The organism is Microcoleus sp. PH2017_35_SFW_U_B (assembly GCF_020737865.1).
Taxonomy (GTDB): Bacteria; Cyanobacteriota; Cyanobacteriia; order Cyanobacteriales; family Microcoleaceae; genus Microcoleus.
Window position 1 is genome coordinate 54,898 of record NZ_JAEQDE010000039.1, and the last position, 20,633, is coordinate 75,530.

A 20,633-nucleotide genomic window follows, 5' to 3' on the forward strand; every position below is an offset into this window, starting at 1 on the left:
TATTTTTATGGGAGGCTAGAAACCGGGTTTCTACGAAATTTTGTGTTTAGTGGCGAGAAATCTACGCAGAAACCCGGTTTCTGAGGACACAATTATTTTGCTCGAAAAGTCGCTCTTTTAGGCATTTATCGCAGGCGACACACCCTACGACTGGCATATCTTTGGGAATTTCGCTGTACCAGCGGCCAAATGTGCTAACGTAGCGATCGCAAATCCCCAAATTTCAACTATCGGGAGATAGATAACCGTGTTCGCTCAAGCACCTCCAACTCCCAATTACAAATGGTTTAGCTGCATTTCTAGCACTGTTTTCACCGCATTGTGCCTGTTGCCCCTTTCCAACGCTGCTGGATACGCCCAAACTCCCCAAAATAGACTCATCAAAATCGGCGTGGTGCAGCGGTTTGGCGCCAAACCCACCGATAAACTAACGCTGAAAGCTTTACCTGGCGATCGCTTAACATTAAGTTACAAAACTCCCCAAGGCATAGAAACTAAAACTACCGCCAGCATCCAGCTAGAAATAGCGAATAAACCTCTGGAAGCGCCATTAGTAGAAGAACGAGTTGTTCTGAGCTCCCACCGCAGTTTTGAGAGTGCAGAAGATAGCGCCAATCAGTGGCGCGCCAAGGGTATTGATGTGGAAATTGCTCAACCTTTGCGCTGGCAAGTTTGGGCAAAAAGAGATACTTATAATTCTCCTATAGTGCGGCGCTGGCTGTTGCAAAGTTTGCAAGCTCAAGGTAACAAAACTGCTTTTTTAGATACGAAAGTTTTTAAACAAATACCTCAAACGTTTTGGCTTTTAAATGGCTTTCGTTTCAACCGCAATGAGTTGGATGTCACGGCGGGAAAAAATGTAATTGAGGTATTTGAACAAACTACCCAAGAGGCGACAGCTATCGATCCAGAAAAAGCTATTCAACAAACTCGCCGTTACGGTGGCAGTTTGCACTTACAAAAAAATTCTTACGGTACTTATACTTTAGTCAATAATGTGCCGACGGAAACTTATTTGCGCGGTGTTGTTCCTCACGAAATAGGGGCTTTTTCGCCCTACGCTTCGATTGTCGCTCAAACTATTTTGGCGAGAACTTACGCGCTGAGAAATTTGCGCCGGTTTGCTGTGGATAATTACGAGTTGTGCGCTGATGTTAACTGTCAAGTTTATAAAGGTTTGACCGAAGTTTTCCCGCAGAGCGATCGCGCGATCGCCCAAACAGCAGGTTTAGTCCTAACTTACGAAAATCAGCTCGTAGACGCGCTCTATTCAGCGTCTAGCGGCGGCGTAACGGCGACTTTTGGCGATGTGTGGCACGGCCCGGAACGTCCATATTTGCGATCGATCGTCGATTCCCCCAAAAACCTCTGGGACTTGACAAAGCAGAGCTTGTCTGACGAAACCAACTTCCGCCGCTTTATGACTCTCAAAGCAGGCTTTAATGAGGAAAAAGAAGAAACCTTCCGCTGGCGCGAAGAAGTCTCACTGACATCAATTGGTGGATTTCTGCGGCAGTATCTTCAGAAGAAAAAGCACCCGCTAGCTAATTTTAAAACTCTCACCAAAGTTGAAGTGGTGGAAAGGTCGGCGGCTGGTCGAGTTTTGCAAATGAAGGTACAAACTGATTTGGGCCCCATCGATATTGACAAAGATGAGATTCGCAATGCTTTTTATCCGCCGATTAGCACGCTGTTTTATCTAGATCCAATTTACAATCCTGACAAAACTCTTAACGGCTATGCTTTTGTCGGAGGCGGTTTCGGACACGGCGTGGGAATGAGTCAAACTGGTTCTTACAATTTAGCTAATTTGGGCTGGAATGGCGATCGTATTCTGAGTTTTTATTTTCCCGGCGCTCAAGTTGTGCCCCTCAACGATTCCATTACATTTTGGCGGGAATAGCATCAGATTCGGCATAAGATTCGGCGGTTGAAACCGCGTCTAGACAAACAAAACCCGGATGGTGCGTGGGTTGAAGAGTGGCCGGTTAAAATTACGTTATCTTCTTTCTTCAGTCCGCGGAGGCGGACATCGTTTGTATAGACGCGGTTTCTAACCGTACGTCTGCTGCGGACATCGTTTGTATAGACACGGTTTCTAACCGTACGTCTGCTGCGGACATTTTTTGTATAGACGCGGTTTCTAACCGCACGTCGGATCTTTGTCGCCATCTTTCCATACAAAAACCCAGTTTCTTAACGTAATTAAGCTGAAACAGCTCAATTACGCAAACAAGAAACCGGGTTAATTAGCGCACCGCGCCTGTGAATCCTTTCTTAGTAGAGGGATTCTTCTTGGTGAGTTTCGATCGTACAATCAGACTTAGGATAAGCGACGCAGGTCAGAACAAATCCGGCCTCGATTTGGTCATCATCCAAGAAAGATTGGTCAGATTGGTCAATTTCGCCAGCAGTAATTTTGCCAGCGCAGGTGGAGCAAGCTCCAGCGCGGCAAGAATACGGGAGGTCGAGTCCTGCTTCTTCGGCAGCATCAAGAATGTAAGTATCGTCATCAACGTCAATGGTCTGGTTGATTCCTTCGGCTTCGCTGATGAGGGTAACTTTGTAAGTTGCCATGCACTAATCCTCTCAAAAATTCAACAATATTGATAAGTTTTCCTAATGCAAACTTCAAGGCTCTATCAGCTTTGAGGTGAGCTCTTAGGTTCGTTCCCTTTATGATAGTAGGGGAAAGAAGTAAGGTTGCAACACTTATTTACAAAAGATTTGAATGGGATTAGTTATAACTTTTTCTAATTTCATCTTGATTACTTATACCTATGTTGCGCTCAGCCTTGTGATACTGTTGCCGCAAGACTTACGCCAAATAACCCGGTTGCAGAAAAAAATCCTATTTTGAACCCGACAACCAAAAAATCCGATTTTTGCTATGGGGTGTGTCATCGACTTTCAGCCAGACTTGCTGGAATTTGTCCCCGCAGCCATGGACAGTTGACAGTTGACAGTTGACAGTTGACAGTTGACAGTTGACAGTTGACAGTTGGTAGGGGCGGTGCCCCGCCGTGCCCGCCCTCAGTGGACAGTTGCACAGTGGACAGTGGACAGTTGCACAGTGGACAGTTGCACACTACGGGAATCAAACCATTTATGCTTAAAGGGTATCGGCTCTATTCATGAGATTATTTATGTCCTCACCGATGTGGCGGTTGCGATATATCGCACCAGACTTGGGTGCTCAAAGCCCGCCTAAATCGCACCACAGCCTAAAATCTGCACGATGGAACTCTGGGCTCCTGCACTGCAAGTCTTTAACTATACTAAAATCTAAAATCTAAAATCTAAAATCCTATGACTCAAATCAATACTGGCATTGGTTTTAAAGTAAATTCTCCTATTCGCGTGGGGATTGTGGGTACTGGTTTTGCGGCTAAGTTGAGGGCCGAGACGTTGGTAGCTGACGCCCGATCGCACTTAGTAACAGTCGCGGGCCGCAACCCGGATAAAACCGCAGCATTTTGTCAAACATTCGGCGCCGAGGCTGAGGTTTCTTGGCGCAAGTTGGTAGAAAGAGATGATTTAGATTTGGTAATTGTCTGTACAGTGAACCGCGATCATGGGGCGATCGTCCTGGCGGCGTTGGAAAATGACAAGCACGTTGTGGTCGAATATCCTCTATCTTTAGATGTGTCTGAGGCCGAAAGGGCGATCGCCCTTGCCGCCCAAAAGCAAAAACTCCTCCACATCGAACACATCGAACTGTTAGGCGGTTTGCATCAAGCAATCAAAGAATCCTTACCATTAATCGGTAAAGTTTTTTATGCCCGCTACATTACTATTACCCCTCAGCGTACCGTACCGCAGCGCTGGACTTTTCAGCATTCCCTATTTGGCTTTCCCTTAATCGGGGCAATTTCTCGACTTCACCGATTTACTGATTTGTTCGGAGAAGTCGGAACCGTTAACTGTCAAACTCAATTTTGGGACACTCAGCCGGATTTCTACAAAGCTTGTTTGTGCAACGCACAGTTACGCTTTACCAATGGCGTTGTCGCTGAAGCTGTTTATGGAAAAGGAGAGACTTTTTGGCAGTCGGAAAACATTTTTACCATCTACGGAGAAGCAGGAACGCTGATTTTTACTCCCGAATCCGGTCAATTGATTCAGGGAGAAACTCGGCAGGCGATCGCAGTAGGAACGCGGCGCGGTTTGTTTGCTAAGGATACGGATATGGTGTTAGACTGTTTGTTAAACGGTACGCCGTTGTACGTCAAGAATACCAGTAGTTTGTACGCTTTGAAATTAGCGGATGCTGCGAGGCGTTCGAGCGAGACTAGGCAAAAATTGGCGATCGACAATTCATATAGCAGTTCGATCGAAATATGAGGTACGATTCGCTAATCGCTAATCGCTAATCGCTAATCGCTACTCAGATAAAAAGGTAATCGGCAATCACCGAAAAACTTGTGGTTCAAAACCTTTCCTCCCCATTAGCAATTAGCAATTGCCAGACATACCTTAATACTTCGGACAATTTTTTAAAGCCTCTGTAATCTTTACAGCACAAGCCTTGGCATTTTTAATCTTTTTTTCTTGCCTGAAGGCTAAACTTAAAGTTTGAAAAAATAGTCCAAGCAATAGCTAGTATGGGTTTTAAATATTCAATCGTGCCTAAAACTGTCCGAAGTATTGATATCTCATCTATCTAAAAAAGGCTATAGCGGTTCTCAAAAAAGTGAGGTATGCCCGATGCCCGATGCCCAATGCCCAATGCCCAATGCCCAATGCCGCATAGTACCTCATCAATCTAAAAAAGGCTATATATTTTTGCAATAAAATGGCAGTAACTACACATCAACTGATTCAGTGGAAACAGCAAGGGCGTCGAATTGTGGCGCTGACCGGTTATGATTATGCGATCGCCCAACTACTCGACCAAGCAGGCACTGACATCATCCTAGTCGGCGATTCCCTCGCCATGCCAATATTGGGCTACGAAACTACGCTACCGCTAACCCTCGATGAAATGCTGCACCACGCTAAAGCAGTCCGTCGCGCAGTCAAGCAAGCATTAGTTGTTGTGGATTTGCCGTTTTTGACTTACCAGGAAAGTCCCCAGCAAGCCATGCACTCGGCCGGGAGAGTTTTGAAAGAAACTGGCGCTCAAGCTGTAAAATTGGAGGGCGGATATCCAGCAATGGCGGCTACCGTTTTGCAGCTAACATCCGCCGGGATTCCGGTGATGGGTCACGTTGGTTTAACTCCCCAGTCGGTACACCAACTCGGTTACAAAAAACAAGGCAAAACAGCCGAATCTGCCGATCGCATCAAAGCCGAGTCGATCGCACTTCAAGAAGCCGGTGCCTTTGCGATCGTCCTAGAACACATTCCCCCAGACTTAGCTGCTCAAATTACCCAAAAATTAACTATTCCCACCATTGGTATCGGTGCGGGGGCACACTGCGACGGACAAGTTTTGGTTACTTCCGATTTGTTGGGACTTTCCGAAAAACAACCGCCTTTTGCGAAAGCTTACGTCAATTTGCGATCGACAATTACCCAAGCCGTCCAAGATTATTCCCTAGAAGTTAGAGAACGAAAATTTCCCGAATTGTAAACCATAAATCGAACTGACTCGCTCGCCAGCAGATTGAATACTACTTAGCGGGTTGTTGACTCGCCTTGTACGAGTTCGCACCCCTAGCAGCATCTGTTTTGCCGATCGCGATCGCCCGCAATTACCGCTAAAATTGGAAAATCTCAACTTCAATTATCCCTTGACCAAAAAAGCGGGTAACAAGCCCCGTCCTTCTAGGACGGCTTTAATTTTCTTTGAATCTTCCTAATTCTATCAGTAAAACCTAGTATAATACAATACGGTTTACTTAAGATGGTCATTGCGAGGAACGAAGCAATCTCCGTATCTATTTCTCATAGGGTTTTACCCCCATGGCGCTCTTAAGTAAACGGTATTGTAGTATAATAGAACAAAGTAAAGAACCGAAAACAATGAAAGCAAGGTATCAATACAGATTCTATCCAACCGACCAACAACGACAGAAATTGGCTCAATTGTTTGGTTGTGTTCGGGTAGTTTGGAATGATGCTCTTGCCCTTTCTAAACAGTCTGAAAAGAAACCCAAATCTGCCGAACTTCAAAAAGTAGTAATTACTCAGGCAAAACAGACTGAAAAAAGAGCTTGGTTAAGTGAAGTATCAAACATCCCGTTGCAACAATCTGTAGCGGATTTAGAAACGGCTTTCAAGAACTTTTTCAACTCCGGTAAAGGAAAGCGGAAAGGTCGTAAAATTGGCTATCCTAAATTCAAAAAGAGGACGAATAGTCAATCGGCAAGACTCACTCGCTATGGATTCTCGCTCAAAGGTGATGGTGTCTATCTAGCCAAGATTGGTATTGTCAAACCCGTTTGGTCACGAGAATTACCATCAGAACCTAGTTCTGTTACAGTCATCAAAGACTGTGCTAATCGGTATTTTCTGAGCTTTGTAGTAGAGATTCAACCAACTCAGATTGAGGCGAAAAATCCTAGTATTGGGATAGACTTAGGGGTTAAGACCTTTGCGGTGATGAGCAATGGCGAAAAAGCCCAAAGCCCTAGCTATAAAAAGCTAGACCGAAGAGTTCGCAAACTACAGCGTAAGTTAGCCCGTCAACCCAAAGATTCTAGGAGGAGAAATATAACTCGAATCAAAATCGCCAAGCTGCACAACCGAATTGCTGATACCCGTAAAGATTTTCTGCACAAATTATCAACCAAAATAGTCAACGAAAACCAAGTGATTGTTTTGGAAGATTTGAACGTGTCGGGAATGGTCAAGAATCGGAGGCTTTCCAGAGCGATTAGCTTGCAAGGGTGGAGGGAGTTTAGGACTCTCTGTGAGGCCAAGTCTGAGAAGTTTGGCAGGGAGTTTAAAGTAGTTAGTAGATGGGAACCGACTAGCCAAGTTTGTTCAGACTGTGGCTTCAAATGGGGCAAAATAGATTTATCTATTCGTTCAGTGCTTTGTCTGAGTTGTGGCACTGAGCAAGATAGAGACGAAAATGCTGCTAAAAATATAGAGCAAGTCGGGATGGGGAATCGCCACGACTCTAAATGGGCGCAGAGACAGAGTAAGACTACTCCGGTAGCATCAGTCGGTGAAGCGTCAAGAATCACCGTCCGCGACGGTCGGTGAGTATTTCAATCGATCTCAAATGTCAAATCTCCAATCAAAAATCAAAAATCTACAATCCAGATACCAAAATGTGATAAAAATCACTGACAGCAAGCATCACCTAAATGTAAAAAATGGTGGCGACCAACAACTAGCTTCAAAACGGGCAGCGAAGTGGCGGTTAAGCTAAAAAAATTGTAGTTCCGTTCAAAACAAATTGAAGTCATCGCTCGAACGTGTTAAGGAGGCTAATTGATGGTATATGCAGAAAATTGGTCGCAGCCGTCTATCTTGGAGCTAGCGCGATCGGGCAACTTTCAGGCCCTGAATTACTGGATTGACAGCTTGCTGCGACCCGAAGGGATTTATGCCCGCGTCGAACAGGCTCAAGCCGGCTGCGTCCAAATCCTAGTAGAATTCCAACGCGGATTTGCACCAGAGAATACATTACTGGGGAGCACTCTCCGCGAAGGCTTAGTTAAATTTATTTGTCACCAACTCTGGAGACTCAACTCGCCAGCAGTAGAAGGAGTGCGAATTCACGCGCGCTTGGCTGGGGAACCAGAGATTCTCTGGAAACAGTCAGTCCGAATAGTGACTCCGGCAAACCGCAACCAGCGGCGTTACCGTTCCCTATTAGTCGTCGATTGGGTTAAATTTAAAACATATCGTTCTCTGCTGCTAGTGGGCTCGGCACTGGCATCATTTATTTTAGGGTGTTGGCTGAGCTACCACGAGGCTGTAGCCCTACGGCTAATGTCTCCAGCCTCCCCTTACCAGCAAGCTGCGGTAATGTCGGGGCCGCCTCCCAAACGTCCGGATGCGGTGCAAGCGGCCTTAGAATTAGTACCTGTAGTGCAACAAAAGCAGGTTGCTAATCCCTACGACCCCACCGTAACGCTGATGTTCGGAGGAAATGTGAATCTATCGGATGCGATCGCCGCATCTGCTGGCAACGATTACCATTGGGCTTTTGCCAATATGGACGAGTACCGGCAAGCAGATGTATCGATGGTTAATCTAGAAAACCCCCTGACTCGCTCTACCTTGGGTTCTGGCAAAAAACAATTAAATTTTAAAGCCGATCCAGAATCGGTGAAAGTATTAACAGCAGGAGGAGTGGATATTGTCAATCTGGCAAACAGCCACGCTATGGATTACGAGGAACCGGGGCTGGTGGAAACTATAAATACTCTAAATAATGCTGGTATAGGGCATCTGGGAGCCGGTAGAGATATCAAAGAAGCAAGGCGTCCAGATATTATTGAGGTTAAGGGTCAGCGGATCGCGTACCTCGGTTATTACGATGCTGACCTTCATGCTGCCGACCAAGGTAAGGCTGGCACCAACCCCCGGCGTAACAATCGCGTGGCAGAGGATATTCGAGCTCTCAAAGGTCAGGTAGACTGGATTATTGTTAATTACCACTGGGGAGTCGAATTGGCAGATTATCCCGGGGACTGGCAGATAGATTTGGCTCGGTTCACGATCGATCAAGGTGCAGATTTGGTAGTGGGACACCACCCCCATGTCCTACAAGGTGCCGAAGTTTACAAGGGTCGCCCGATTGTTTACTCGTTGGGTAATTTTATATTCGGCGCGAATGCTCGCAGCGATTACGATACCGCAGTCCTGAAAGTATCGCTCAAAGACAGGAATATGAAGGTAGAATTTTTGCCTGTGGAGGTGAAAAAGTTTCAGCCGAAAGTGGTGAATGGAGCAGCGGGCGATCGCATCCTCAAACGCGTCGAACAAATTTCTAGTATATTCGATCGACCGATGCGCTCTTCTGTGGTTCTAGAGGCCCCAATCAACCCAGGATTGGCACCAAAAACTCCAAATTCGACCTTGCCAGGAGCACCAAAAAGCGGTACCTACGAGCCCGGGTCGGCTTCCCCAGTCCCCCTGACAGGAGAAACCAATCTGCCAGGCCCAGGACAACCCAAACCTACTCCGATTTTGCCCGCTGTACCGGCTTTGCCCAAACAGCCGGACAACTCCTCAGTTTTCCAGAACGGGGCAGGGCCTGCTAGGTCGTCGAACCCGCCTCCGAGTCAAGATTTGCCATCGCGCGTCTATCGCACTAAACCTGAAAATCCCAGCCGGGAACCAGATCCGTTTACCAAAGAACCATTCATCAAAGAACCGTTTATTTCGCCCCCATCTCCGAGTTCGGGAGGGGTACTCAGTCCCCAAAGCTATATTCCCCCAACTGGCGATGTATCTTTCAAAGTCGCACTCAAAGAGCAGCCGACAAACAGAGTCGTTCCCGGCAAAAGCAGCGATCGCGGCTCGCTGCGGCTCGCCCTGCCTCCTATAGCTGCGAACGTGGGGACGGCCAGTGGGAGTCCGAGTGAGGAGACAGGGGCAGCAAAAGGGTGTTCAACAGTTGACAGTTGACAGTTTGAGAGCGACCTCTACCCTTAAGTCCGAGGATTGGAGTAATGAATAGTCTGATTTTAATTTCTCCCGATCGGGCGGGCGGGCTTTCAACCAATTCTTTCTGGTAATGGGCGAAAATCAACTACCAGCGACCAATTAATAACGACCGATTTACTAACAACCAATGATCGACGACCTACTAACAATGACAAATGTGTTTGCGATCGCGCTGAAGCAAAAGCAGTACAAAACCTATATCCTCTCCGACGAAACCGCAAACTCTACCCTAGAAGTTGTGCCGGAACGGGGCGGTATTGCCACTAGCTGGCTGGTTGAAGGCAAAGAAATGTTTTACTTGGACGCGGAACGGTTCGCCAATCCCGATCGGACTGTACGCGGCGGGATTCCCATCTTGTTTCCCATCTGTGGCAATCTCCCCGACGACACTTACACCCACAAGGGAGTGGAGCGGCAGCTCAAACAGCACGGCTTTGCTCGCGACTTGCCTTGGACGGCGACGGAACAATTTACCGAGGGTTGCGCGGCTCTTACCCTAGTGCTCAAAAGCAGCGAGAAAACCCAGACTGTTTATCCCTTTGATTTCCAATTAGCTTTTACTTATCAAATTAAAGGCAATTCTTTGGAAATTGTGCAGGAATACACCAATCTTGGTGACGAACCAATGCCCTTTGCTAGCGGCTTGCATCCTTACTTTTTAGCACCCGACAAGACAAATCTGCGCTTTGAGATTCCCGGGATGCAGTACAGAGATCACCACACTCACCAGAAAGGTTATTTCACAGGGGTTTTTGACCCGACTCTCGACGAAATAGATGTTTCCTTTGACGAACTGACAGGTCTTGCTGCTACTGTAACTGACGAGGCCCGCGGCTTGCGGCTCACCGTCAGTTACAACTCCAGCTATGGGAAGTTGGTTTTCTGGACTTTGAAAGGCAAGGATTTTTACTGTTTGGAACCTTGGACGGCTCCTAGAAATGCCCTCAATACTGGCGAACACTTGATTTATTTGCAGCCGGGAGCGACTTGCGAGATGCTGGTTCGCATGACTGCAACTTTTTTTTGAAAAACACTTGCTATTTGAAATGATGGGTGCTACTATTAGAAATTGTGTGCGGTAACAATGTTTTCGCGGGTCGCTAGCTCAGCGGTAGAGCATTCGGCTTTTAACCGATTGGTCTCGGGTTCAAATCCCGGGCGACCCATTTTTTCAGGCACAAGGTAGAAACTAAAAGGCAGAATGAATTCTAGCTTTAACAAGGAATTCGGGGCAATCCCAGCGGGATTGCCCCGAATTTAGTTTTGGGCAATGTGGATTTTTTAAGCCTAAATTGAAATCTGGAAACATAATGCGCGATCGGCAACAAATTGTCTTAAGATTATCGTAAGAATTCAGCTTGTTCAAAATCCACTGTCCAGAAACACAAATAATTAGGAGGAATATCTATGGCGCTTGTACCTATGCGACTGCTGCTCGACCACGCGGCTGAAAATGGTTACGGCCTACCGGCTTACAACGTCAACAACATGGAGCAAATCCAAGCGATCATGCGCGCTGCTGACGAAACCAACAGCCCTGTGATCCTGCAAGCTTCTCGCGGCGCTCGTTCCTACGCTGGCGAAAATTTCCTGCGCCACTTGATTTTGGCAGCAGTTGAAACCTATCCTCACATCCCCATCTCCATGCACCAAGACCACGGCAATGCCCCCGGCACTTGCTATTCTGCCATGCGCCAAGGTTTCACCAGCGTAATGATGGACGGTTCTTTGGAAGCGGATGCTAAGACTCCCGCCAGCTACGAGTACAACGTTGAAGTTACTCGCGAAGTGGTGAAAGTTGCTCATTCGATCGGCGTTAGCGTTGAAGGCGAACTGGGTTGCTTGGGTTCTCTGGAAACAGGGATGGGCGAAGCAGAAGACGGCCACGGCTTTGAAGGCGCGCTTTCCCACGATCAATTGCTGACAGATCCTGAAGAAGCTGTTAATTTCGTCGAGCAAACCGGCGTTGATGCTCTCGCAGTGGCGATCGGCACTTCCCACGGCGCTTACAAATTCACCCGCAAACCGACTGGCGAAATTTTGGCAATCAGTCGCATCGAAGAAATTCACCGCCGCCTGCCAAATACTCACTTGGTAATGCACGGTTCATCTTCTGTACCCCAAGAATTGCTGGAAATCATCAACAGCAACGGCGGCACTATCCGCGAAACCTACGGCGTACCTGTCGAAGAAATTCAAAAAGGCATCAAGTGCGGCGTTCGCAAGATCAACATCGACACTGACAACCGTTTGGCGATTACCGCTGCGGTGCGCGAAGCTTTGTTTGCTAAGCCAGATGAATTCGATCCGCGCCACTTCTTGAAGCCGTCGATCAAGTATATGCAGAAGGTTTGTAGCGATCGCTACAACTCTTTCGGTTGCGCCGGTCACGGTACAAAGATCAAGCAAATGTCTTTGGACGATTTTGCAGCTAAGTATGCAAAGGGCGAATTGAGCTCTTCTGCTAAGAAGACTGTCGCTGTTTAATAATTTTAGGTTGAAGATTTTAGATTTATCTGAAGTCTAAAGTTTAGATTGCCGGGTAGCTGTGAAGTTGCCCGGTTTTTGTGTGTGGAGAGATGAGAAAGATAGATAAATCGCCCTTAAAGACTAATCCGGCGATAGACTTCAGACATCGGAAGTTCTATATTTAAGGTGTGCAGGACGATCGCCCTTTCAATCCCATCGTACACTTGCCATTGCCAGCGATCGCCCGACGGGCGATCGAGATTGTGATATTGTTCAATATATGGTTCAGCTTGACTGACCAGCAGATATTCACATTCACCTCGATCGTAGGCTTCGGTAGAGGGCGAAAGAACCTCGACAATCAGTAAAGGATTGAGAATTTCATCCGTGCGAGATCCATTGAATTCCGGTTCGCCATCAATTACCATAACATCGGGATAAGTTCCGTGATTGAAGCTAGGAATCCAAATTCGCAAGTCGCCGTTATAGGTTTGAAAATTGGTGTCTCGGAGAGCCACATTGAGAAAAGTCGTAGTGTCTACGGCAATACGGCTGTGAGCGGGGGAACCTCCGGGCATAGCAATAATCTCTCCGTTACAATATTCGTGACGTTCTTCGGCGGTTTCCTCCATCGCCCGGTATTCATCTGGAGTGCAGCGAGTTGTGGTATCTGAAGCAAGGTTTGGCGGATTGGTTGAAGCAATGACCACGATCGCACCTCCTAAATAATTAGACCTTAAATAATTATGACTTACAGCTAGATAATTGTCCTAACCCAGAGGCGATCGCTTTTTCGGGATTTTAAGAATCTGAGCGATCGCACAATCTCCTGACATCGCGTCATAAAAGTTTAGTTTCTTCGTGATTTGACTGCTGGCGCTGTGCAATCTGGATTAGCATCTCAATTTTGCAAAAAGCATTTTTTTTATTATAGTGCTGTCCCCGCTCGCGATTGGTAGCAGACGCGAGCGGGGACAGCACTATAAATGCAAAACAGAGATGCTACCATCTCGATTAACATCCTCAATGCCTCATTCACTGATGCATCATTGGGAAAAGCTTGCACAATATCTGGATCTAAAAGCACTAAGTTTGTCCCTGCACGATATCGCTCAACATACTTACCTCTAACACCTCCTTTCATCTGAGTAAAGTCATACTCAGCAAGTAATTCGTCTTCCATTTCGTTCTCAATATCCTTCTTCATAAAACTTCTGCTGCTAACCTATGACAGATAAGAAAGCTAGATAAATCGCCCTTAAAGACTAATCCGGCGGTAAATTTCAGCCATCGGCAGTTCTATATTTAAGCTGTGCAGGACGATCGCCCCTTCAACCCGATCGTACACTTGCCATTGCCAGCGATCGCCCGACGGGCGATCGAGATTGTGATATTGTTCAATATATGGTTCAGCTTGACTGACCAGCAGATATTCACAAGAGGGCGAAAGAACCTCGACAATCAGTAAAGGATTGAGAATTTCATCCGTGCGAGATCCATGGAATTCCGGTTCCCCATTGACAACCATCAAATCAGTGTAGGTTCCGCAGTTATATTCGGGAATCCAAACCCGCAAATCGCTGTTATACAAGCGAAAATCGGTGTCTCTGAGCAAAAATCCCAAGTGAATTAACAAGTTACAGGCGATCGCGCTGTGGACTTCTGAACCTCCGGGCATAGCAATAATCTCTCCGTTACAATATTCGTGACGTTCTTCGGCGGTTTCCTCCATGGCCCGGTATTCATCAGGAGTGAAGCTAGTCTTTGTTGCATCTGAAGCAAGGTTTGGCGGGTTGGTTTGAGCAATGACCACGATCGCACCTCCTAAATAATTAGACCTACAATAATTATGATTTACAGCAGCTAGATAATTGTCCTAACCTAGAGGCGTTTTTCTGATTCCATTCAAATTATATCAAGAACTCTCCAGGGAGCATCTCATTTTGGTAAAAAGCTTTTTTTCTAGTGCTGTCCAAGCTCGCGATCTATATAAAACTCGCGATTTCCCGACAGCAATACAAATCAAAAAATGAGATGCTCCCGCTCTCCATGCCTTTATCCGCTGCTGCTTCACAACCGCTAAATTCTAGCTTTCCTTTTACTTTTCACATTCAACTGCTTAGTGATTGATGTGTAATAATGCAAAGCAAACACCATATTGATTCCAAAGAATACCAAGGTTAAAACAAACACAAAAAAAGACGTAAACGACAGCCCGTAAATCATCGTAAACATCGCCAAAATGATTGAGCAAAAACCAAAACCGGAAGCAAAAGAACTTAAAACCAGTAACCGCACCTTAGACATAGTTTAATGTAAAAATTTTCAGTAAAATGCACTCTTGGCACCTCAAGATGAGTGCCAAATGATACTTATTACTATATAGCCAAATTACTCAGTTCCGCTAAGGGCAGAACGGCTATTTTCCTAAAAAGGTTTGAATTCTACGAAAAAATACAGCCCGCGCTCTTGCCAACTCCTCTCGCCCGATTTGATGCCAATCAAAGGAATGCCCCAGCCGAACCGAGAATTCTACCTCTCGCCGTACTGCCACCGCAAGCCCTATCCCGCTGATAGCAGAGTATTTGCTTCCAGAGCCACCCTTCCCCCGCTATTCCAAACATTGCCAGCATCCACAAACGGCGTCACCTGCAAAATACCTTTTTTGTCCCCGGTACGCAAAATCGGATACCGCAACTCGGCGGAAGCAAAAAGTCCGTTATCCGCAAGCATTGCATCCTGACGGTAGCCCCGCACTGTATCCGGGCCGCCCAAACCAAATTGTTCGATCGGCAAAAGCTCAGCGATTGCCAACTGCGCCTGGGAGCGCACAACCAGCAGCGTCTGGGGAGCCAACAACCGCACGTACTGCAATTGACCGCGCCACGTCAAAAATTGACCGTCAGGCTCCCTGTTGCTCGCGGTAGCGCCAAATGCTGAGACTCCCAGATTGAACTGCGATCGCGCCGCCAAGACATCCCTCTCTCCCCGCTGAGTAAAATCCTGAAACAGTCTCAGCGCCGAAACCCGAGTTCTACCGCGAGCATCCGCCCCGGGCGACAGTGGAAAACCGCAAGGGTTTGTGGGGGAATCAGGGCATCCGAAGTGATAAAACCTTTGCTGATGTAGAGTTGGCTCACCACAGAACGAGCTTCCAGCAGTGCACCCGAAGTGATAAAACCTTTGCTGATGTAGAGTTGGCTCACCACAGAACGAGCTTCCAGCAGTTCGGCGAAAGTCAGCGGGCGGCCTACAAAGTTTTTGAGTGCAGCATCTAATTCTTGTTTGCTAAAGACGGTACTGCCAACTACTTCACATCGATCGACCGTTATTGTACCGGAATATTCGGCAATTCTTCAGTCCGTCTCGGTACGGGGACGGGTGGCAAAAGCTGTTCTATCGGAGGTAGGGGCTTTCTTGGCGCGGGTTCTGGGAGGGGAGCCGGATTTGGCAGTACAGGATTGGGAATGGGAATTTCTTGTCGGTTGTCTCCTCGGTTGGGCAATTGGGCGAGAGTTTCAGGTTCCTGACTTGGCGCTGCTGCTGCAAATTCCGGGATGTCGGTTTCTGGCTCTTTACTGTATCTATCTAATTCTGAGCCTGAGTATAAATCGCCAGAAAGTCGATCGCGATCGTCTGCTGTTTCTGGATTAAGTTTTAATTGAGACTGTAAATTGTTATTAACAAAAGGCGATCGCCCGCCTGATTCACCAGCAACGATCGGATCGCCAACACTTTGAGCTGCTGACGATGCGAAGCAAATAGCTGTAATTGAACAACCAAGTGCTATTGCGCTAAAAAACTTGATTTTACAAAACCCTCTGGAATGTGGCAGGGGCATCATTGATTAATAATAATTGATAGTTATTTACACTTACGAGCAGGGGTTCCTGGCGCAATTACAAAGATTAAAGTAACTTTATCACTTTTGTTTAAGACTTAAGTCATTAAATTCAACATAAATATACTTGACAAAAAATATTTTTTGTGATTTGCTAAAAAATCCAGAAAAAAGCTCCGACTTACCCAAGCTAGCGCTGTAGGTAGGCGGAGCGTTCTATCAAAGTTATCAGTCGATTTTAGATTTTGGATTTTAGATTTTAGATTTTAGATTTACTCTCTCATGCAATTTGGGAGCTTGAACCTTAGTCTAAAATTTTGAACTCGACCCTAAACGAGGGTCGGGGGCTGGTACCCATTGTTGGGCGGGGTTATCTGAGAAATCGGTGAATTTTGATAGAAATTACTACATTTTATTGAGCTGCGATCGCAATTCTTCCAACTCCGCGTCAATCACCGGACTCGACTCCGAGCTACTAGGAGCCGCAGCAGTTTTACCCGCAGCCGGCAATTGACCTTGAGACACAGAACCTCCGCTCAGTTGAGCCTTCATCTGAGCTAACTCGTCGTCAACATCGCCACCACTTTCAAGCAAGCGGAACTGTTCCTCTAAATTGCTCCCGCCAGCCGCCAGCTCTGCGGAAGCTCCCGCGCGGGCTTCTATCTGCAAAACTTTTTCTTCCATGCGCTCGAAAGCTGCCATTGAACTGCCAGTATTCAAGGTGCCAATGGTATTGTTGAGCTGTTCCTGAGCCTTAGCAGCAGAAATCCTCGCCTTGAGCATATCCTTCTTCGTCTTGGCTTCGGAAATCTTGCTTTCCAAACCGATCAAGTTGCGTTTGAGGCTTTCCACTTGACCCGATTGCTGTTCCAGACTCGCTTTCAGCGTAGCAGCCGTTTCAGCGTGAGACTTTTTGCGTACTAGAGCTTCGCGGGCTAAAGTCTCGTCTCCTTTTTGCAGGGCGAGTTGAGCGCGCTGCTGCCACTGGTTAGACTGGGATTCAGCTTGATTGTACTGAGTCTGGGTGCGTTTTTGAGTGGCGATCGCGCTGGCAACGGCTTGACGCAACTGCACCAAGTCTTCCTGCATATCCGTAACGGATTGTTCTAAAATCTTTTCCGGGTCTTCAGCTTTGTTGACCATATCGTTAAGATTGGCTCTGACGACTCGGCTAATGCGGTCAAATAATCCCATAATGCTATTTTTCCTGGGTGAGGTGTACGAAGTAGGCCCAAAGCAGGCTTGATAGCGTTAGCCCGCGATGGTGAGACTCAGTTGGTCAGATTTTTAGTGCGATCGAGCATGAAGCAATTTTGCAAACATAGTAAATACAGTTTAAAGCGATCGAGTCAGTGGTGCAGCCAAGCTAATTGATGCACCTATCTATTGAGTTTAACTTCGATCCGGGAATTCCCCAATACGCTGATGGGCCATCTGTTGAGAAGTTTGGCCAATTATCCCAACTATTGTTGTGTTGAGTGGGGTTTAGGATGTGGGTGGCTCGCCCGACGGCAATTTTGGTGTATTCTTGCTCGGAAGCATTTGTGTTTTCATCGCCGCCAACTCGGCATCGACATCGCCGGCAGCTTCGAGAGAGAGAAACTTCTTTTCTAAATCGTTTGTTCCAAGTTCTGCGATGGCTTCGGAACGAGCTTCTAGCTGCATAACTTTCTCTTCCATTTTTTCAAAGGCGCTCAAAGCACTGCCGGTACTGAGATTTCCCATCATTTCTTGGAGCCTTTCTGACGCTTTGGCCGATCGAGCTCGGGCAATGTACATATCTTTTTTTGATTTTGCCTCAGAAATTTTACTTTCGAGCGATCGCATATTTTCTTTAAGTTGAGCAACCACAGCGTTTTGCTGTCCGAGACTGGCTTTCATCGCCGTTGCCGTTTCTTGATAGGATTTCTTGCGCGTCAGAGCTTCCCGCGCTAAATTTTCCTCGCCTTTTTGCAAAGCTAGCTGCGCCCGCTGGTACCATTCTGCGGCTGTGGACTCAGCTTGGGAACACTGGCGTTCGGTGCGTTTTTGAGCGGCAATCGCTCCTGCTACGGCTTGTCTGAGCTGGATTAAATCTTCCTGCATATCCATTACAGCTTGTTCCAGAATTTTTTCTGGATCTTCGGCTGCTCCGACCAAACTGTTAATATTGGCTCGAATCACTCGCCACAGGCGATCGAATAATCCCATTTTACCTATCTCCCGATTTATTAAATTTTCGATTTAGGATTTGAAATTAATACTATTTGCGATTTTCGATTGACCAGCCCAAAAATAGGTACAAGCCCCCAACGCGAGCGTCAGGGTCGATTCCCAAATTTTAGACTAAGAGTTCAATCTCCCAGATTCACTGCGCTGTCAGCAAATCTAAAATCTAAAATTTAAAATCTCAAATCGATTGACTGGTCAGCGTAAGGTTTGGATCGGGCGTCTACATTTGCATTCTGTGTGGGAACTTGTCTGACTTAAAAAACCAATTTTGTGTTAGACAAAACATTCATCATTGTCTAGCTTTGTCTAACAATTTAGTTAAAGTTTTTGAACCTTTACCAGAAATAATTGGTTGAAAGCCCGCCCGCCTGCTCGGGAGAAATTAAAATCAGACTATTCATTACTCCAATCCTCGGACTTAAGGGTAGAAGTCGCTCTCAAACTGTCAAACTGTCAAGCGGTCAACTGTCAACTGTTGAACGAGTTTACGGCTGATAGTATTGCGGCTTCATCCCTTTGGCTTGGAGTTCCTTTGCCAAACGTTCTGCTGAGGCAGCATCGTTCAAAGCCCCCATTTGAATTTTGACACCCTTTGAGAAGTTCCGCACGTAGGCATCGGGAACTGCGGTTCTGGCTTGTTGCAGCGCTTTTTCATTGGTGTAATCGGTGACAACGTAGTAAAAGCCGTCGCTAGCCCGTGTCGGTCTTCCTAGCGGGGCTGCTGCGGCCGGGGCTGCTGTGGCTGTCGGGGCTGCTGTGGCAGGGGATGCGGCGGCTGGCTGGGCTGGGGAGGGTGTGGGAGGCAGTGTCGGCAGTGTCGGGACTGTCTGGGTGGCGCTGGGGCTGGGACTGGGAAGCAAAGCGGTACTAATATTGTTGAGTCCTTGTTCCCTACCTCTGGCCGGGTTGCCGTCTTCTGTCGGAATTGGGACAGCGCCGATGGGGGCAGGAGGTGCTGGCGGATTGGGGGGGATTGATGCTTTGGGCGACGGGGAAGCAATGGGGCTGGTTGTGGGATTGACGTTGCTGAGAGTGTTCAAATCTAGCTCGACAAATTCTTTGGATGCCAGATTTGGAGCTTTCGGCAGTTCCTTGCTGCTGCTACTGCTATCTATGGTTGTAGCTGCCGGACTTTCGTTAGTAGAGGGGGTTGTGCGATCGAGAAAACGGTTCAGGCCTGCCATTTTAACCAGACTTGACGGGTGCATCACTGCATAACCCAAAGCTGTGCACGACAACAGAAACAGCAACATCGAACTCAGTCCCAAGGGAGTTAACAGACTCGCGGCCAAACTGCGTTCTTGGGCAGGCTCAGCTTTTGCTTCGTCCAAACTTTCGATCAGTTTTTCGCTGGATTCGAGATAATTGTTGGGTGCAAAGGTATTGCTAGATATTTTTGTCCCACCCACGGTAGTTGCTAGCGGGGAATCGCCCTGGACGCCGCCAAGGGATAGGGGCAGCGACAGCGGTTGCTGGGCTTCCTCCGCAGCCTGCGGTAGGTTTTGGCTTTTTTGTGGCTCGGTTGTGGCTGTTGGCTGGCCGCTGCGAACTGATGGCGACACCCACTGTTCGGCGCGCCGCCTGTGTCTTCTGTATGTTGTCAGTTCTGCTTCTAGGTTGACATCCAAACACCCGAGGACTGCTTGCAAAGCAGGTTTGATTGGGGTTGATGAGGATTGACTTGGGGATTCCACTGAAGAACGCTTACTCATTAGCAAAACTCCTACCGCCTCTGAATTGATTTTAATGTTTTGATTCTAAAGTTGACACTCTCAGCGCTCTTGGCGACTGAGATTCTTAAGAAATTTCGTTCTTAATATCCCTATTACTAGGGTTCTTGGGCGCAATCCTCTTGCCAAAAAATGGTGGGCTGCTATCCTTGCCTTTCAGCAAGCTCCTCAAGCGTTTAAGGGGCTTAGCCCTTGGTTCCGTGGAGTCCCCGCGTACCTTGAATATATGGTAGGCATTTGCTTCCCAGGTTTACACCTGTGTATTCATCCCAACAATAGAGTGTAACGGCAAAAGCCCTTTTTACACTGCTAAAAATTTTAAAAATCAAGAAAGATTCACGGCGGTTTGAACCGCCCGTGCCGCTTTCATGGAAGGTCTAAAGACTCGCTCGTTTTCCGCTTGCCGAACTTTTTTTATCAACAAGAAGCTTTAAAACTTGCTTATTCTAGGATTAGCTGCTTTTGGTGTCAAGGCAACTGCTGCCTTTGGGCCCGAAGTGTCGATCGCCATTTGCTCTGTTTTCATTTTCGTTTGACCATAAAGAATTGGTTTAAAGCCCCAAGCCCGATCGCCCTTGATAAATTAAAAGAAGACGATTCATTACTCTAATCCTCTTCCTTCCAGGTAGAGGTCGCTGTTAATTGTCAACTGTCCCTGGTCAACTGTCAACTGAAACCTTAATTCTTACTGTGTCCCGGAGGCTGCTTACCCGACTCTCAGCAGATTTTGGCATCGGAGCAACCGTTTATTTAGAAGATCTCATAGTCGTTCCGTATTTGTCCTTTTGCTTGATCCCTGACCCTTTATA

General features: G+C 47.1%; 18 protein-coding genes and 1 tRNA gene. 9 read left to right on the forward strand and 10 right to left on the reverse strand.

All coding sequences use genetic code 11. The annotated features are described in order from the left end of the window. Positions 1-247 precede the first annotated feature (247 nt). A complete protein-coding gene (locus JGK36_RS10840) occupies positions 248-1,903 on the forward strand; it encodes a SpoIID/LytB domain-containing protein (protein WP_293196870.1) in 1,656 nt (551 codons plus the stop codon). A gap of 374 nt (positions 1,904-2,277) precedes the next feature. Here JGK36_RS10840 and JGK36_RS10845 read toward each other — a convergent pair whose 3' ends face one another. After that, the gene (locus JGK36_RS10845; protein WP_293129326.1) at positions 2,278-2,577 is read right to left on the reverse strand and encodes a ferredoxin; all 300 of its coding nucleotides are present in this window, start codon (positions 2,575-2,577) and stop codon (positions 2,278-2,280) included. Positions 2,578-3,309: 732 nt separating this feature from the next. On the opposite strand from JGK36_RS10845, the gene JGK36_RS10850 reads away from it, so the two are divergent. The 8 genes from JGK36_RS10850 (at position 3,310) to fba (ending at position 12,060) form a co-directional block, all read left to right on the forward strand. Next, positions 3,310-4,344, forward strand: a complete 1,035-nt coding sequence (locus JGK36_RS10850; protein ID WP_293190467.1) for a Gfo/Idh/MocA family oxidoreductase — start codon at positions 3,310-3,312, stop codon at positions 4,342-4,344. Between the two features lie 451 nt (positions 4,345-4,795). Continuing rightward, positions 4,796-5,575 (forward strand): 3-methyl-2-oxobutanoate hydroxymethyltransferase, encoded by a 780-nt coding sequence (panB, locus tag JGK36_RS10855; RefSeq protein ID WP_293190468.1) that lies wholly within the window; start codon positions 4,796-4,798, stop codon positions 5,573-5,575. A gap of 55 nt (positions 5,576-5,630) precedes the next feature. Next, positions 5,631-5,804 (forward strand): hypothetical protein, encoded by a 174-nt coding sequence (locus tag JGK36_RS10860; protein WP_293177207.1) that lies wholly within the window; start codon positions 5,631-5,633, stop codon positions 5,802-5,804. 163 nt (positions 5,805-5,967) lie between these two features. After that, on the forward strand, positions 5,968-7,155 hold the full coding sequence (locus JGK36_RS10865) for a transposase (RefSeq protein ID WP_293177205.1): 1,188 nt from the start codon (positions 5,968-5,970) through the stop codon (positions 7,153-7,155). Positions 7,156-7,389: 234 nt separating this feature from the next. Continuing rightward, positions 7,390-9,534: a CapA family protein gene (locus JGK36_RS10870; RefSeq protein ID WP_293196871.1), complete on the forward strand. Its 2,145-nt coding sequence runs from the start codon at positions 7,390-7,392 to the stop codon at positions 9,532-9,534. Positions 9,535-9,700: 166 nt separating this feature from the next. Continuing rightward, on the forward strand, positions 9,701-10,600 hold the full coding sequence (locus JGK36_RS10875; RefSeq protein ID WP_293177201.1) for an aldose epimerase: 900 nt from the start codon (positions 9,701-9,703) through the stop codon (positions 10,598-10,600). 67 nt (positions 10,601-10,667) lie between these two features. Then, a tRNA-Lys gene (locus JGK36_RS10880) sits at positions 10,668-10,739 on the forward strand. Between the two features lie 241 nt (positions 10,740-10,980). After that, on the forward strand, positions 10,981-12,060 hold the full coding sequence (gene fba, locus JGK36_RS10885; RefSeq protein WP_293196872.1) for a class II fructose-bisphosphate aldolase: 1,080 nt from the start codon (positions 10,981-10,983) through the stop codon (positions 12,058-12,060). Between the two features lie 116 nt (positions 12,061-12,176). Here the strand turns inward: fba and JGK36_RS10890 are convergent, their stop codons facing one another. From JGK36_RS10890 to JGK36_RS10930, 9 genes are all read right to left on the reverse strand, one after another. Next, the gene (locus tag JGK36_RS10890) at positions 12,177-12,752 is read right to left on the reverse strand and encodes a Uma2 family endonuclease (protein WP_293200917.1); all 576 of its coding nucleotides are present in this window, start codon (positions 12,750-12,752) and stop codon (positions 12,177-12,179) included. A gap of 218 nt (positions 12,753-12,970) precedes the next feature. Then, a complete protein-coding gene (locus JGK36_RS10895; RefSeq protein ID WP_293200919.1) occupies positions 12,971-13,225 on the reverse strand; it encodes a hypothetical protein in 255 nt (84 codons plus the stop codon). Positions 13,226-13,300: 75 nt separating this feature from the next. Further along, positions 13,301-13,855 (reverse strand): Uma2 family endonuclease, encoded by a 555-nt coding sequence (locus JGK36_RS10900; protein WP_293200921.1) that lies wholly within the window; start codon positions 13,853-13,855, stop codon positions 13,301-13,303. Between the two features lie 749 nt (positions 13,856-14,604). After that, on the reverse strand, positions 14,605-15,105 hold the full coding sequence (locus JGK36_RS10905) for a ShlB/FhaC/HecB family hemolysin secretion/activation protein (protein WP_325315284.1): 501 nt from the start codon (positions 15,103-15,105) through the stop codon (positions 14,605-14,607). Then, positions 15,057-15,395, reverse strand: coding sequence for a POTRA domain-containing protein (locus JGK36_RS10910; RefSeq protein ID WP_366025764.1), 339 nt, complete (start codon positions 15,393-15,395; stop codon positions 15,057-15,059). The genes JGK36_RS10905 and JGK36_RS10910 overlap by 49 nt, the downstream gene beginning before the upstream one ends. Then, positions 15,371-15,886 carry a hypothetical protein gene (locus tag JGK36_RS10915; protein WP_293177190.1) on the reverse strand — a complete coding sequence of 172 codons (516 nt, stop codon included), beginning with the start codon at positions 15,884-15,886 and terminating at the stop codon, positions 15,371-15,373. Before JGK36_RS10915 ends, JGK36_RS10910 begins: the two co-directional genes overlap by 25 nt. A gap of 402 nt (positions 15,887-16,288) precedes the next feature. Then, positions 16,289-17,077, reverse strand: a complete 789-nt coding sequence (locus tag JGK36_RS10920; RefSeq protein WP_293177188.1) for a PspA/IM30 family protein — start codon at positions 17,075-17,077, stop codon at positions 16,289-16,291. A 291-nt stretch (positions 17,078-17,368) separates the two neighbouring features. Next, complete coding sequence (locus JGK36_RS10925; protein WP_293177186.1) at positions 17,369-18,073, reverse strand: PspA/IM30 family protein; 705 nt, start codon at positions 18,071-18,073, stop codon at positions 17,369-17,371. 506 nt (positions 18,074-18,579) lie between these two features. Further along, a complete protein-coding gene (locus JGK36_RS10930) occupies positions 18,580-19,806 on the reverse strand; it encodes an SPOR domain-containing protein (RefSeq protein ID WP_293177184.1) in 1,227 nt (408 codons plus the stop codon). Positions 19,807-20,633 lie beyond the last annotated feature (827 nt).

Coding starts and splice junctions, on each gene's coding strand:
- fba (WP_293196872.1), top strand. CDS start 10,981: ATGGCGCTTGTACCTATGCGACTGCTGCTCGACCACGCGGCTGAAAAT.
- JGK36_RS10875 (WP_293177201.1), top strand. CDS start 9,701: ATGATCGACGACCTACTAACAATGACAAATGTGTTTGCGATCGCGCTG.
- panB (WP_293190468.1), top strand. CDS start 4,796: ATGGCAGTAACTACACATCAACTGATTCAGTGGAAACAGCAAGGGCGT.
- JGK36_RS10895 (WP_293200919.1), bottom strand. CDS start 13,225: ATGGAAGACGAATTACTTGCTGAGTATGACTTTACTCAGATGAAAGGA.
- JGK36_RS10865 (WP_293177205.1), top strand. CDS start 5,968: ATGAAAGCAAGGTATCAATACAGATTCTATCCAACCGACCAACAACGA.
- JGK36_RS10845 (WP_293129326.1), bottom strand. CDS start 2,577: ATGGCAACTTACAAAGTTACCCTCATCAGCGAAGCCGAAGGAATCAAC.
- JGK36_RS10920 (WP_293177188.1), bottom strand. CDS start 17,077: ATGGGATTATTTGACCGCATTAGCCGAGTCGTCAGAGCCAATCTTAAC.
- JGK36_RS10915 (WP_293177190.1), bottom strand. CDS start 15,886: ATGATGCCCCTGCCACATTCCAGAGGGTTTTGTAAAATCAAGTTTTTT.
- JGK36_RS10850 (WP_293190467.1), top strand. CDS start 3,310: ATGACTCAAATCAATACTGGCATTGGTTTTAAAGTAAATTCTCCTATT.
- JGK36_RS10930 (WP_293177184.1), bottom strand. CDS start 19,806: ATGAGTAAGCGTTCTTCAGTGGAATCCCCAAGTCAATCCTCATCAACC.
- JGK36_RS10925 (WP_293177186.1), bottom strand. CDS start 18,073: ATGGGATTATTCGATCGCCTGTGGCGAGTGATTCGAGCCAATATTAAC.
- JGK36_RS10870 (WP_293196871.1), top strand. CDS start 7,390: ATGGTATATGCAGAAAATTGGTCGCAGCCGTCTATCTTGGAGCTAGCG.